This is a genomic window from Bacillus sp. FJAT-27231 (assembly GCF_001183975.1).
Taxonomy (GTDB): Bacteria; Bacillota; Bacilli; order Bacillales; family Domibacillaceae; genus Pseudobacillus; species Pseudobacillus wudalianchiensis.
The window spans coordinates 4,009,617-4,022,481 of sequence record NZ_LFZU01000001.1; the positions used below are offsets into that span (position 1 = coordinate 4,009,617).

Annotated in this window: 13 protein-coding genes; 2 read left to right on the forward strand and 11 right to left on the reverse strand. The window is 45.6% G+C overall.

Translation table 11 applies throughout. The annotated features are described in order from the left end of the window. Positions 1 to 48: 48 nt before the first annotated feature. The 11 genes from AC623_RS19175 to katA all read right to left on the reverse strand — a co-directional run bounded on the left by AC623_RS19175 (position 49) and on the right by katA (position 10,621). Positions 49 to 906: an FAD binding domain-containing protein gene (locus AC623_RS19175; RefSeq protein ID WP_049665635.1), complete on the reverse strand. Its 858-nt coding sequence runs from the start codon at positions 904 to 906 to the stop codon at positions 49 to 51. Continuing rightward, on the reverse strand, positions 907 to 3,252 hold the full coding sequence (locus tag AC623_RS19180; protein WP_049665637.1) for a xanthine dehydrogenase family protein molybdopterin-binding subunit: 2,346 nt from the start codon (positions 3,250 to 3,252) through the stop codon (positions 907 to 909). After that, on the reverse strand, positions 3,252 to 3,791 hold the full coding sequence (locus AC623_RS19185) for a (2Fe-2S)-binding protein (RefSeq protein WP_049665639.1): 540 nt from the start codon (positions 3,789 to 3,791) through the stop codon (positions 3,252 to 3,254). The genes AC623_RS19180 and AC623_RS19185 overlap by 1 nt, the downstream gene beginning before the upstream one ends. A gap of 28 nt (positions 3,792 to 3,819) precedes the next feature. Further along, positions 3,820 to 4,272 (reverse strand): CoxG family protein, encoded by a 453-nt coding sequence (locus AC623_RS19190; protein ID WP_049665641.1) that lies wholly within the window; start codon positions 4,270 to 4,272, stop codon positions 3,820 to 3,822. 53 nt (positions 4,273 to 4,325) lie between these two features. Beyond that, complete coding sequence (locus tag AC623_RS19195; RefSeq protein WP_049665643.1) at positions 4,326 to 5,093, reverse strand: LamB/YcsF family protein; 768 nt, start codon at positions 5,091 to 5,093, stop codon at positions 4,326 to 4,328. A 12-nt stretch (positions 5,094 to 5,105) separates the two neighbouring features. Then, positions 5,106 to 6,452 (reverse strand): acetyl-CoA carboxylase biotin carboxylase subunit, encoded by a 1,347-nt coding sequence (locus AC623_RS19200; protein WP_049665644.1) that lies wholly within the window; start codon positions 6,450 to 6,452, stop codon positions 5,106 to 5,108. A 30-nt stretch (positions 6,453 to 6,482) separates the two neighbouring features. Continuing rightward, complete coding sequence (locus tag AC623_RS19205; RefSeq protein ID WP_049665647.1) at positions 6,483 to 6,734, reverse strand: acetyl-CoA carboxylase; 252 nt, start codon at positions 6,732 to 6,734, stop codon at positions 6,483 to 6,485. 12 nt (positions 6,735 to 6,746) lie between these two features. Further along, positions 6,747 to 7,724 (reverse strand): biotin-dependent carboxyltransferase family protein, encoded by a 978-nt coding sequence (locus AC623_RS19210; RefSeq protein ID WP_049665650.1) that lies wholly within the window; start codon positions 7,722 to 7,724, stop codon positions 6,747 to 6,749. Beyond that, positions 7,721 to 8,590 (reverse strand): 5-oxoprolinase subunit B family protein, encoded by an 870-nt coding sequence (locus tag AC623_RS19215; RefSeq protein ID WP_049665652.1) that lies wholly within the window; start codon positions 8,588 to 8,590, stop codon positions 7,721 to 7,723. The genes AC623_RS19210 and AC623_RS19215 overlap by 4 nt, the downstream gene beginning before the upstream one ends. 395 nt (positions 8,591 to 8,985) lie before the next feature. Next, on the reverse strand, positions 8,986 to 9,141 hold the full coding sequence (locus AC623_RS21635) for a hypothetical protein (RefSeq protein ID WP_156187088.1): 156 nt from the start codon (positions 9,139 to 9,141) through the stop codon (positions 8,986 to 8,988). 25 nt (positions 9,142 to 9,166) lie between these two features. Next, positions 9,167 to 10,621, reverse strand: coding sequence for a catalase KatA (gene katA, locus AC623_RS19220; RefSeq protein WP_049665655.1), 1,455 nt, complete (start codon positions 10,619 to 10,621; stop codon positions 9,167 to 9,169). A gap of 276 nt (positions 10,622 to 10,897) precedes the next feature. On the opposite strand from katA, the gene adh reads away from it, so the two are divergent. Further along, on the forward strand, positions 10,898 to 12,415 hold the full coding sequence (gene adh / locus AC623_RS19225) for an aldehyde dehydrogenase (RefSeq protein ID WP_049665657.1): 1,518 nt from the start codon (positions 10,898 to 10,900) through the stop codon (positions 12,413 to 12,415). Positions 12,416 to 12,466: 51 nt separating this feature from the next. Beyond that, entirely contained in the window at positions 12,467 to 12,823 is a 357-nt protein-coding gene (locus tag AC623_RS19230; RefSeq protein WP_049665659.1) for a DUF779 domain-containing protein, read from the forward strand. The last annotated feature ends 42 nt before the right edge of the window (positions 12,824 to 12,865 follow it).

Here is a 12,865-nt window from a genome sequence, read left to right on the forward strand (position 1 = left end):
AGGGGACTGTTCAATAAAGAAACGGTCCCCGCTTTTTCAATTATTGCTTTATAGAAGGATAGAGCTCAATGCTCTCTCTGTATAAACCTTGCATAGGTTTTCCCGGTACTCGGCAGAAGCAAATAAATCACTTCCCATTTCCCCTTCCTCAGCAGCCAGCTTTGCTGCTTGTTGAATCAATGCTTTTGAAGGCTTTTGTCCAAGTAAGGTTTGTTCAACGGATTCGGCCCGGAAAGCTATGTCACCGACACCGGTAATGCCTACGCGAATATAATCGATGTTTCCATCTGCTCCCACTCCAGCAACAGCCGCTACCCCTATTACCGGGTAACCAGAAGCAGGATGGAAATATTTTAAATAGACGGATTTTGTATGAGCTGGCGGAATAGCAAACGAAATGCCTGTCACAATGCTATTTTCAGGAAGCATCGTAATTAACGGGCCGATAATAAAGCTGTCAATGCCCATCGTTTCCTCTCCGTCTTCTCCCTGGACAATAATTTCCGCCTCCAATACGACAGCTGCTGCGGGCAGGTCAGCTGCCGGATCGGCATGAGCAATATTTCCGCCAATCGTCCCGCGATTACGGACTTGCAAATCCCCAATCTGGCGCACGGTATCAGCAAGAACTGGAACATGCTCTTTAATAAGCGGGTGCTTGGATGCTTCCTTATGGGTCATTAAAGCACCAACAATTATGCGGTCCCCTTCTTTTCTGGCCTCTTTCAACTGATCGATCCGGCTAATATCAATTAAAACACCTGGTTCCGTCAGTCTGAATTTCATAAGCGGCAGCAGACTGTGCCCTCCAGCAATCAGCTTGCCTTCTCCGCCGCTTTCCTGTAGCAGCTTAATAGCCTCATCGACTGTTTCAGCGTGAGTATAATCAAATTTAACAGGTATCAATCAGTTCCCCTCCCCGTTTTGAATAGCCCGCCACACTTTTTCAGGAGTAAGCGGCATCTCAATGTCTTTAACGCCATACGGCTTCAATGCGTCCATCACTGCATTCATCACTGCTGGAATCGATGCGGTAGTGCCTGTCTCTCCTACCCCTTTCGCACCGAGCGGATTGACCGGCGACGGTGTTTCCGTAAAGGACGATTCAATATGAGGGAAAAAGCGTGCTTTCGGCAGCGCATAATCCATCAATGTACCCGATAACAGCTGCCCTTCTTTGCTGTAAACAGCACCTTCCCAAAGAGCCTGGCCAACTCCCTGTGCAACGCCGCCATGCACTTGCCCTTCTGCTGTGAGCGGGTTAATGACACGTCCGACATCATCGACACAAACGTAGCGTTTCCATTCGATCTCGCCCGTATCTTTATCCACTTCTACAATGGCGATATGTGTACCGAACGGATAAACGAAGTTCTCTGGGTCAAAGAAGGACTGGGCTTCTAAAGAAGGCTCCATTCCTTCCGGCAAATTCCACGCCATATTTGCTGATTTCGCGATTTCCTGGAAGCTGCGCTGCTGACCAGGCACTCCTTTTACTTGGAAAACGCCCCTTTCAAACACAATATCCTCTACAGCAGCTTCCAATTCATGGGCCGCAATTTTCTTTGCTTTTTCAACAACACGGTCAGCAGCAATAGCTACTGCTGCTCCTCCCACGGCTGTGGAACGAGAACCGTATGTGCCCCAGCTCATTGAAATGGCTCTTGTATCGCTGAACACTAACTCAATATCTTCCATCGGCACTCCAAGCTTATCTGCGACGATTTGGCCAAATGTTGTTGCATGGCCTTGGCCGTGCGGAGAAGTTCCTGAATAAACGGTTACTTTACCAGAAGGATGAACACGCACCGTAGAGTTCTCCCACACGCCGCCTTGGAAACCAATAGCACCGGCTACTTTGGAAGGGCCGAATCCACATAACTCCACGTAAGTAGACAGACCAATGCCGATTAGTTTTCCTTGTTTGCGGAGTTTTTCTTGCTCCTGGCGCAGCTGCTCGTAATTTACGATTTCAAGTGCTTTTTGAAGCGGCTTTTCATAATCACCGCTGTCATACACAAGCCCTTGGGCATTCGTATAAGGGAAGGCTTCTTTACGAACAAGATTTTTTCTGCGAAGCTCGAGTGGATCCATGCCGATTTCTCGTGCATACAAGTCAATAATCCGCTCAATTTGATAAGTAGCTTCCGGCTTCCCAGCCCCTCTGTATGCATCAGTCGGTGTTGTATTCGTATAAACGCCGATCGTTTCACAAGAGGCGTGAGGAATATCGTATGCACCGGTAACCATCAGGCCAAAGTCAATCGTTGAAACCCCTGGTCCCATGGTAGATAAATAAGCACCTAGGTTGGCTGTATTTTTAACACGGATGGCTGTTAGTGTACCATCGCGCTTTCCGGCCAGCTCCACGTCGATAACTTCATCGCGCCCAGCGTTAGAAGAGGTAAAATGCTCACTTCGCTGCTCAATCCATTTAACAGGCCTGCCTAAGTCACGGGCAGCATAGCCAATCAATGCTTCATCGGGATAGACACCAATCTTGCCACCGAAGCCGCCTCCCATATCAGGAGCAATGACTCTGAGCTTTGCTTCAGAAATGCCAAGAACTCCCGCTAGAACCATCCGATGAATATGAGGATTTTGAGAGGTGCACCATAAAGTTAATTCTTCACTTCCCGGATTGTACTGTCCGATCGCTGCCCGTGTCTCAATTGGACTTGGAAACACCCGTTGGACGTAGAAGCTTTCCCGTACTACTACTTCAGCATTCTCCATTATTTCTTCTGCTACTTCTCCAGCCTTCCAGTGCAGAGCGATATTGTTTTCAATATCATCATGCACGAGCGGTACTCCTTTTTGTATCGCCTCTTTTTGGCGAACCGCAGCCGGCAGCACTTCGTATTCTACATCGATTAAGTCAAGTACATCTCGAGCGGCATAGCGATCATCAGCAATAATTAAAGCCACCCCGTCTCCAACGTAACGAACACGGTCAATGGCAAGCGGGTACTGCGGGGCCTCTTTTAAGTTACAGTCCGGAACGAGCCAGGAAGAAGGAACAGGGCCTATCTTTCCTTCAAGGTCCTTTCCTGTGTAAACTGCTACAACATGGGGGGACTTTAATGCCTCTTCGACGTTAATTTTTTTAATTTTGGCGTGCGCATGCGGGCTTCTTAAGATTACCGCATGCAGCATGCCCGGCAATTGAATATCATCAGCAAAGCAGCCATTTCCTGTTAACAATCGAGGATCTTCTTTACGCTTTAACGGAGCGCCAACTGCATTAGCCATTATAGGTTCCCCTCCCCTACTAATTGACTGGCAGCGACTTTTTGATCGTTCTTCTCGTTTGCTTCTGCCATTATTTTTGCTGCCTTTTGGACAGCACTTACAATGAATTGGTAGCCTGTACAGCGACAGATTACGCCTTCCATGCCTTCGCGGATTTCCTCTTCACTTGGATTTGGATTTTCTTTGAGGAGTCCGATCATCGCCATCATGACTCCTGGCGTACAATAACCGCACTGGAGGCCGTGTTCTTCCCAGAAGCTTTGCTGCATTGGATGCAGTTCATTCCTTGTGCCTAAGCCCTCCACTGTCATAATTTCTGCCCCGTCTGCCTGTACAGCCAGCATTGTACAAGATTTCACAGCATCGCCATTTACCGTAATCGTACAGGCTCCGCATTGGCTCGTATCGCATCCAATATGAGTTCCTGTTAAGCCGAGGTCGTCGCGAAGATAGTGAACTAGTAATTTACGCGGTTCTACTTCCGCGCTTCTCTCTTGCCCATTAACAGTGACTGTTACTTTCCGATTTTCAATTGCCATTCATTGCACCCCCTGAATAATTTCAAGATTAAAGCTTGGCCATTTCCTGTGTTTCCTTTTGAATGTCTTTGAAAAACTGTCCGAGTATAACCTTGGCTACACCTCCCATAACCCGCTGTCCTACAGCCGCCAAAACACCTGTTACTTTCACGTCTGCCCGGCAAGTCAGTATCGTTCCCTCAGCAGTCTCCTCAAGGCTCATTTGAGCATCCGCATCAATCTCACCAGGCTTTCCCTTTCCTTCAAGAAGCAGGCGGTAGGATTCCGGCTCGTTAATATCTACTTGGCGGACAACACCTGTGAAGGCGCCTTTCACTGGCCCGATATTGATGCCAAGCTCCGCATTAAATACGTTGTCTTCCACTTCCTCAAATGATTGGCAACCGGGCAGTGACCGCCGCAGTGCCTCTTTGTTTTGAAGTGTTTTCCATAGCAGCTCCCGTGAAACTCCCTTAAAAGTATGTGAGGATTCAATATTCAACAGCACATTCTCCTTCCTAATACATGGATCTTCATTCGTAAACTTACATCCTATTATTTTATGATCCTTTTGATTGGTACAATTTCAACGCCGCCAGCTTTTAAAGCTGCCGTAATCGCTTTCGCTAATGCCGGAGCACCCGGTGTGTCACCATGAATGCAAATCGTCTCTGCCTGGATCGAAACATCCTTTCCGTCGTACGTCACTACTCGCTCCTCTTTCACCATTCGAACGACACGATTCGCCAGCGCTTCATAGTCATTGATTTCCGATCCTCTTCTCGTTAAGACGATAGAACCGCTCTCCGTATGTTCACGGTCGGAATAGGCTTCTTTTGCTACCGGCACGCCCATTTTAACGGCTTCTTCGTATACTTCTGATTGATTAAGGGCAAACACTATCATATCTTGGTCTGTTTCATGGATGGCTTCGAGAATGGATCGCGCCAGCTGTTTGTCTTCCATCGCTTTCATAAAAAGGGCGCCGTGGGGTTTACAATGCTGCATTTTCACATTTGCTGCCCGGCAAAATTCACGTAAAGCTCCCAATTGGTAGGTGACGTAATCTTTTACTTCAGCTGGTGTACATGTCATATACCGGCGGCCAAAGCCTAATAAGTCCGGAAATGAAGGGTGCGCGCCAATCCCTACATCATATTTTTTTGCGAGCTCCACCGTTTTTCGCATAACATGGGGATCACCCCCGTGAAAACCGCAGGCAATATTAGCAGAAGTGATGTATTGCATCATTTCCTCGTCGTTTCCCAGCTCATAGAGCCCAAAGCTTTCTCCCATGTCGCAGTTCAAGTCGACCTTATGCATTCCGTTCACCTCCTAGGACAAAATTTCTGTTTTTTCTAAAAATTTCGTTGTGTAATCTCCACTCTTAAATTGATCGTTCCTCATGATAGACTCTAAAAGTGGAAGATTTGTTTTCAGTCCCTGAACTTCAATCTCTGCTAAGGCTTGTTCCATCTTCTTAATAGCTTCTAGGCGTTCTGTACCATGAACAATGATTTTACCGATCATTGGATCATAAAACGGCGAAACAACGCTGCCTTCTATTACGCCAAAATCCAACCTTACTTCTTCTTCGGGCAGCTGCAGCTGATTGATTGTGCCAGGTGAAGGAAAGAACGTCTTTGGATCTTCCGCATAAAGCCGGCATTCGATGGAATGTCCCGCCTTCTTTATTTCCTCCTGACGAAGCGGAAGTTCATGTCCAGCGGCTATTTTTAACTGCCATTCAACGAGGTCTACCCCTGTAATTTCTTCTGTCACCGGATGCTCTACTTGCAGCCGTGTATTCATCTCCAAGAAATAAAAGTTCTTATCCCCATCAAATATAAACTCCATCGTGCCAGCATTGGTGTAACCCATTTCCTTTACTCCCCGGACAGCCGCCTCCAATAATTGCTGACGAAGAGATTCATCTAGAAATGGAGAAGGACTTTCTTCTATCACCTTTTGATTTCTGCGCTGAATGGAACATTCTCTTTCATACAAATGAACGACATTTCCAAAGCGGTCTGCTGCCACTTGCACTTCAATATGACGAGGATTGGCAACCCACTTTTCGAGAAAGACAGCCCCGTCATTAAAAAATGATTCTGCTTTCTGTACAGTTGAATGGAAAGCTTTCTCGAGCTCTTCCTGGTCCCGGACAAGCTGCATGCCGATTCCGCCTCCGCCAGCGCTTGCCTTCAGCATAAGCGGATAGCCGAGTTCCTCGGCCAATGCTGCCGCTTCTTCCACCGAGCCGATTTGTCCCGCAGAACCGGGAACGACAGGCACTCCGGCTTTTTGCATTTCCGATCTCGCCTCAAGCTTCGATCCCATTCTTTTTATGACATCAGCGGAAGGCCCGATAAAGACAATGCCCTCTGCTTCACAGCGTTCAGCGAATTGCGGATTTTCCGATAAAAAACCATAGCCGGGATGAATGGCTTCTGCTTTTGTTTGCTTAGCTGCTTGAATTACCTTCTCTACATCCAAGTAGCTCTTTTTAGCTTGAGCCGGACCGATGCAAACAGCCTCTGATGCCTCGCTGACAAATGGCGCCTGGGCATCCGCCTCTGAATAAACAGCCACAGTCTGGATGCCGAGCCGATGACATGTCCGGATAATTCTTCTTGCGATCTCACCTCTATTAGCGATCAATACTTTGCTGAAATATGACATAGGTCTCCTCCACTAAAAATTTCTGCTTCGTTATTGGACTGATATAACAGCGATTTCTTGTCCTGCGTCTAAAATGTCTTCCTCGTTAACTAGGAAGCTTTCGAGCACTCCATCCGTTTCGGCTTTAATCTCATAAAAGTTTTTCATTACTTCAACTAAGCCGATGACGTCTCCAGATTTCACAGCGTCGCCTTCTTTAATAAATACTTCTTTGTCGGGTGCCGGTTTGCGGTAGAACACTCCCGGAATCGGTGAAAGCACTTGGCTTTTTGTACTAGGCATTCATCATTCCTCCTATGACAGTTGTAATTGCTGTTTCATTTGTGTCACTTTATCTTTATATTCTTTTCTCGCCTGCAATGCTTCTTCAATGCTGACAGCAACAAAGCGAACTTTTTCATTTGTTTTGATTTGGGCCATTTTATTTAAATCCGTGCTGATAATCGTACAAATTGTTGCATAGCCTCCGCCTGTTACAGCGTCGTTTAATAACGCAATCGGCTCTACACCATCCGGAACTTGAATAGATCCAATCGGATAACCGAGATCCACTACGTTGGATGGATTGCTGCCGGCACCGAATGGCTGCTCTCGTTCTACAAAGTTCAAGCGCTCCCCTTTGAAACGATAACCAACACGATTGGCTTCTGGCGTGACCGTCCAGTCGATAGAAAAGAAACGCTCCTTGCTTTCCTCAGTAAGCCGATAGCTGCATAGCCCAACGACCACTCGAATTTCATTTGTTTTTGAAAAAGTCGGGATAAGCTCATCCTGTATACGTGTGCCTATTTTTACTTGATGCTTCGCCTCATAGCCGATCTTCAGCTCGTCACCCGCCTGCAGCGGACGTCCATCTAGCCCGCCAATCCCGCATAACGTGTAAGTAGAACGGGAATCCATAATGAGCGGAACATCTAGCCCGCCTGCTACTGCCAAATAAACACGAGCTCCTTGTTTTACAAAATCAAATGATAGCTGGTCCCCTGCTTTTACAGCTAAAGTCTCCCACATCGGCACAGGCTGCCCGTTCACTTTTGGCGGTATTTCTCCTCCAGTCAAAGCGATAACGGCATCCTGATGGAACTCCAGAACAGGTCCCATGTAAGTAATTTCAAGTGCGGCCGCGTTTTCATCGTTGCCGACGAGTATATTGGCAGCTGTGTAGGAATACTTATCCATCGCTCCCGATGGCGGCATACCCACTTCGTAATAGCCGATTCTTCCATAATCCTGCACTGTCGTCTGCAAACCGGGCTGAATCACTTTAATCATGCATACAACCCCCCTAAAACTTCATCAGAAAATGCTTTTGGATTTTCCAGTACCTCTTGCGGTTTAAACGTAATGTCTCTCGTTAAGTAGCGGAACGTACCATCCTCTACTTCTTTCTCAATGGATTGGAATTCTTCCATTGTGATGCTTCGATATCTAAAAATGTCTCCCTGCCTTGGGAAGGTGATGGAATCTTTGAAATCATAGAGCCGCTGCTCTTTTTGATAAATCGGCGCCGCAGCAATTCCGAACAATTGATAGCCTCCTGCTCCTTGCACCGGGTAAATAACCGCAAAGGCACCACCAAATCCGAAAGCCCGCTCTGGTGTATACGTACGTGGACGAACATACTTCGGCACCTCAATCTGCTGCTCACGTGGCACCATTTGATAACACCAAGGCAGACCCGGAACAAAGCCAATCATCGATACAAGATAAGGATAATCCGTGATTGCTTTGATTAACTCTTCTTTTGAATCAAATCCATTAATCCGGGCCGCATATTCTAAATCTGTCGATGTTGGATCCTGATGACGATCTCTAAAACGCATTAACGCTTCATTTGTCCAAGGATCATCGAATAAAATCGGTACATCTACCACTCTCGATGAAATATTAAAATCATCAACAGACACAGACTGCTCTAATTCTTTCAATTTTGAAATCAGTTTATCTGGATGAATGTCTTCTGGTTTAAAACGAACCATATAAGAAGCGTTAGAAGGGCAAATATCTAATATGCCTGGCAGTTTCTCTTCTCTTAACTGTTTCGTAATAGCCATCGCCTGAAAGTTCGCTTCCAGACTCATAGATTCAGATAATTCCACAAAAATAAACTCGTCACCACCATACTCGTAACGGGTCAATTCACTTCACCTCGCTCAATTAATTTCTCACTCTTCCATACATATTAGTAAATGCAACATTCATACCAATTTATTTTTCGTGATATTTTTTAAACTATTCTGACAAAAAGGGCAATTTTTTCTTTTTCTAGGAATCAAAATCTTTCATTTATGAAATTTTTTATTTCATAAATGAAATAAAAAATACATTCTATTATGTTTGGTTGTTGGTTTTCGTTGCAGATTGTCCGTGAGCCCCCTCGTTGCGTATACTTTCACCAAGAAACGCCTCCTTCCACTCTAATCAACCATTAAAAAAACAACATACATCTTTAATAGAACCCAAAAAAACCCTGCAAAGAGTTTTCTCTTTGCAGGGTTCAAATCGAATGTTAATAAAAAATGAATGTGTGCAATTAGCCATAGTTGCGTTCTGAAGCGTAAGATAAAGCATCCATCAAAGAATAGAAGCATAGCTCAATATTCTTTTTATTCCCTTTATCTTCTCTCACTACGCAAAAGTGTTCATCTACCTTTTTAATAGCAACTTGCTCATTAAGTTTTCTTTCCATTCCTCTCACTCCTTTTTATTTATTCTTATACTTCCTGCGGCACAGGAAGACCAAGCCCCTCAGCTATGCGTGTACCGTATTCTAGATCTGCTTTATAAAAATGGCTGATCTGACGAAGTTTGATTTCTTCACTTTTTACTGGTTTCATTGCGCCGACAATGTTTGCTACAAGGCGTGCTCTCTCCTCTTCACTCATTAAACGGTAGAGATCACCGGCCTGTGTATAATGATCGTCATGATTATAGTTATGCGTGCCCGCCTGTCCTGTTACCTCAAACGGTGTCATATTCGCTTCTGGTACTTCTTTTGGGCCGCCAAAGCTATTTGGTTCATAATAAACAGACTTCCCGCCGTTGCCATCAAAACGCATTTGGCCGTCACGCTGATAATTGTGAACCGGGCATTTCGGTGAATTAATTGGCAATGCGTTATGATTCACTCCTACACGATAACGATGAGCATCCGCATAAGCAAACAAGCGGCCTTGAAGCATTTTATCAGGTGATGCTTCGATTCCAGGGACAAATGTTCCAGGAGAGAATGTAGCCTGTTCTACTTCCGCAAAATAATTTTCTGGATTCTGGTTCAATACCATCTTTCCAACCTCAATGAGGGGATAATCTTTTTGTGACCAAACCTTTGTTACATCAAATGGATCCCACATATATGTGTTTGCATCTTCTAGCGGCATCATTTGCACATAAAGTGTCCAAGAAGGATAATCTCCTTGTTCAATGGCGTTGAATAAGTCCTCTGTATGGTAATCAGGGTTTTCCCCTGCTAATTTCGCAGCTAATTCGACATCCAGGTTTTTAACTCCCTGATCTGTTTTAAAATGATACTTCACCCATACTGCTTCCCCTTGTTTGTTTACCCATTTAAACGTATGACTTCCAAATCCATGCATATGGCGAAGTGTTGCCGGAATGCCGCGATCGGACATTAAGATTGTCACTTGATGCAGTGATTCAGGAGACAATGACCAGAAATCCCAAACAGCTGTTGGATTTTTTAAATGTGTCTGCGGATCTCGCTTTTGTGTATGGATAAAGTCCGGGAATTTGATAGCATCACGAATAAAGAAAACAGGGGTATTATTTCCGACTAAATCATAGTTGCCCTCGTCTGTATAAAACTTCACAGCAAAACCACGCGGATCACGGACAGTATCTGCAGAACCGAGTTCACCTGCTACAGTTGAGAATCGAGCGAACAGAGGAGTGCGTTTTCCAGCTTCAGATAGAAAATCTGCTTTTGTGTAATTAGCAATCTCGCTGTTTGTCACTTCAAAATAACCATGGGCCCCGGCTCCTTTGGCATGAACCACCCGCTCAGGTACACGTTCACGGTTAAAATGAGCTAGTTTCTCAAGTAAATGAACATCCTGAATTAATGTAGGTCCGCGTTGTCCAGCCGTTTGTGAGTTTTGATTATCTCCTACTGGGGCACCCCAGCTTGTTGTTAGTCGGTTACTCATTATCCTATCACCTCGTCAATTTTGGTTGGTAACTCAATAATAACATCTCTCAAAGAAAAATCAATACTAAATTATAATTATTTTAATTAAGTAATGATTATCTTTAATTTTAACTAATAATCCCTAAATTGAGACAACCTAGTAAAAGAAGATGACTGTTAGATAGTTAACAATCTATTAAACTCCAAATATATGATTTGACTTTAGGCTACAGAAAATAGATTATGGAATTGTAAGTGCTTTCTTTCATAAATTTCTATTTTTAAAGGGGGAGTCGCAATGATTTATGCAAATCCAGGCCAGGAAGGGTCAAAAGTAACCTTTAAGAAGCGATATGAAAATTTTATTAATGGAGAATGGCAGGCACCTGTCGGCGGACAGTACTTCGAAAATATTTCGCCAGTGACAGGAGAAGTCTTTTGTGAGGTGGCCCGTTCACAGGCAGAGGACATTGAACTAGCGTTAGATGCCGCTCATGCGGCGAAAGATGCCTGGGGACGGACATCGGCGGCCGAACGAGCGAATATTTTAAATAAAATTGCCGACCGCATGGAGGAAAACCTCGAAACGCTGGCGGTCGCTGAAACGTGGGACAACGGAAAGGCCGTTAGAGAAACGTTAAATGCCGATCTTCCGCTGGCCATTGACCATTTTCGCTATTTCGCCGGTGCTATCCGGGCGCAGGAAGGGTCACTGAGCCAGATTGATAATGATACGGTCGCTTACCACTTCCATGAGCCGCTTGGCGTTGTCGGCCAGATTATTCCATGGAACTTCCCGCTTCTAATGGGCGTTTGGAAGCTTGCGCCTGCTCTTGCGGCCGGAAACTGTGTGGTACTGAAACCAGCTGAACAAACACCTGCTTCCATTCTTGTCTTTATGGAACTCATCCAAGACCTGCTTCCTCCAGGCGTTGTAAACATTGTCAATGGCTTTGGCCTAGAAGCCGGCAAGCCGCTCGCTTCCAATAAACGCATTGCTAAAATAGCCTTTACAGGCGAAACGACAACGGGCCGCCTGATTATGCAATATGCTTCCCAGAACCTCATCCCTGTTACGCTTGAGCTCGGCGGCAAATCACCGAATATTTTCTTTGACGATGTGATGGAAAAAGATGATGCTTTTCTGAACAAAGCGATCGAAGGGTTTGTGCTGTTTGCTTTAAACCAAGGAGAAGTCTGTACCTGCCCTTCCCGTGCCCTTATCCACGAAAGCATTTACGACCAGTTTATGGAACGGGCGATTGAACGCGTCAAACAAATTAAGACCGGTAACCCGCTTGATACCGAAACGATGATGGGGGCACAGGCTTCCAGCGAGCAAATGGAGAAAATCCTGTCTTATATCGACATCGGCAGCCAGGAAGGTGCTGAATGCCTCGTCGGCGGCGGCAAAAACACAATCGCAGGCTTGGAGAATGGCTATTATGTGAAGCCGACGGTCTTTAAAGGCGCGAACAACATGCGGATTTTCCAAGAGGAGATTTTTGGACCGGTCGTTTCCGTTACGACCTTCAAGGATGAAGAAGAAGCGCTTGCCATTGCCAATGATACGCTGTATGGGCTCGGTGCCGGCGTCTGGTCCCGTCACGTGAACCGCGCCTATCGCTTTGGCCGCAATATTCAGGCGGGCCGCGTCTGGACAAACTGTTACCACCAGTATCCGGCTCATGCGGCATTCGGCGGCTACAAAATGTCGGGTGTTGGCCGTGAGAATCACTTAATGATGCTGTCCCATTACCAGCAGACGAAAAATCTGCTCGTCAGCTATAGTGAGGATGCTCTTGGATTCTTTTAATTAATTTGAAAGCGCCACATCTTCTGCCCTAGCAGAAAGGAGCGTATTTAAATGGTTGAACTCGTAACCGCCACTCCTGCCGCCCTTGGATTAATTGACAAGCTGAAAGAGAAATATGGTCCCCTTATGTTTCACCAATCAGGAGGCTGCTGTGACGGCAGCTCTCCAATGTGCTATCCCGAGGGTGAATTCCTAACGGGTGACAGCGATGTATTGCTTGGAAAAATCGGCGGCTCCCCTTTTTATATTAGCGAAGCTCAATATGAATACTGGAAACATACACAGCTTATTATCGATGTCGTCGATGGACGCGGCGGCATGTTTTCACTTGAAGGACCTGAAGGCAAGCGATTTTTAACGAGATCACGCGTCTTCACACCTGAAGAACGTCAAGAATTAAATATATGAAAATAGAGAGATCGGTATTTCACCGGTCTTTTTTTATTGCCT

What these genes read in the sequence shown, in the direction of transcription:
- AC623_RS19205 (WP_049665647.1), bottom strand. Translation starts at nt 6,734, where the DNA reads ATGCCTAGTACAAAAAGCCAAGTGCTTTCACCGATTCCGGGAGTGTTC.
- AC623_RS19200 (WP_049665644.1), bottom strand. Translation starts at nt 6,452, where the DNA reads ATGTCATATTTCAGCAAAGTATTGATCGCTAATAGAGGTGAGATCGCA.
- AC623_RS19230 (WP_049665659.1), top strand. Translation starts at nt 12,467, where the DNA reads ATGGTTGAACTCGTAACCGCCACTCCTGCCGCCCTTGGATTAATTGAC.
- AC623_RS19210 (WP_049665650.1), bottom strand. Translation starts at nt 7,724, where the DNA reads ATGATTAAAGTGATTCAGCCCGGTTTGCAGACGACAGTGCAGGATTAT.
- AC623_RS21635 (WP_156187088.1), bottom strand. Translation starts at nt 9,141, where the DNA reads ATGGAAAGAAAACTTAATGAGCAAGTTGCTATTAAAAAGGTAGATGAA.
- AC623_RS19195 (WP_049665643.1), bottom strand. Translation starts at nt 5,093, where the DNA reads ATGCATAAGGTCGACTTGAACTGCGACATGGGAGAAAGCTTTGGGCTC.
- AC623_RS19185 (WP_049665639.1), bottom strand. Translation starts at nt 3,791, where the DNA reads ATGGCAATTGAAAATCGGAAAGTAACAGTCACTGTTAATGGGCAAGAG.
- adh (WP_049665657.1), top strand. Translation starts at nt 10,898, where the DNA reads ATGATTTATGCAAATCCAGGCCAGGAAGGGTCAAAAGTAACCTTTAAG.
- AC623_RS19180 (WP_049665637.1), bottom strand. Translation starts at nt 3,252, where the DNA reads ATGGCTAATGCAGTTGGCGCTCCGTTAAAGCGTAAAGAAGATCCTCGA.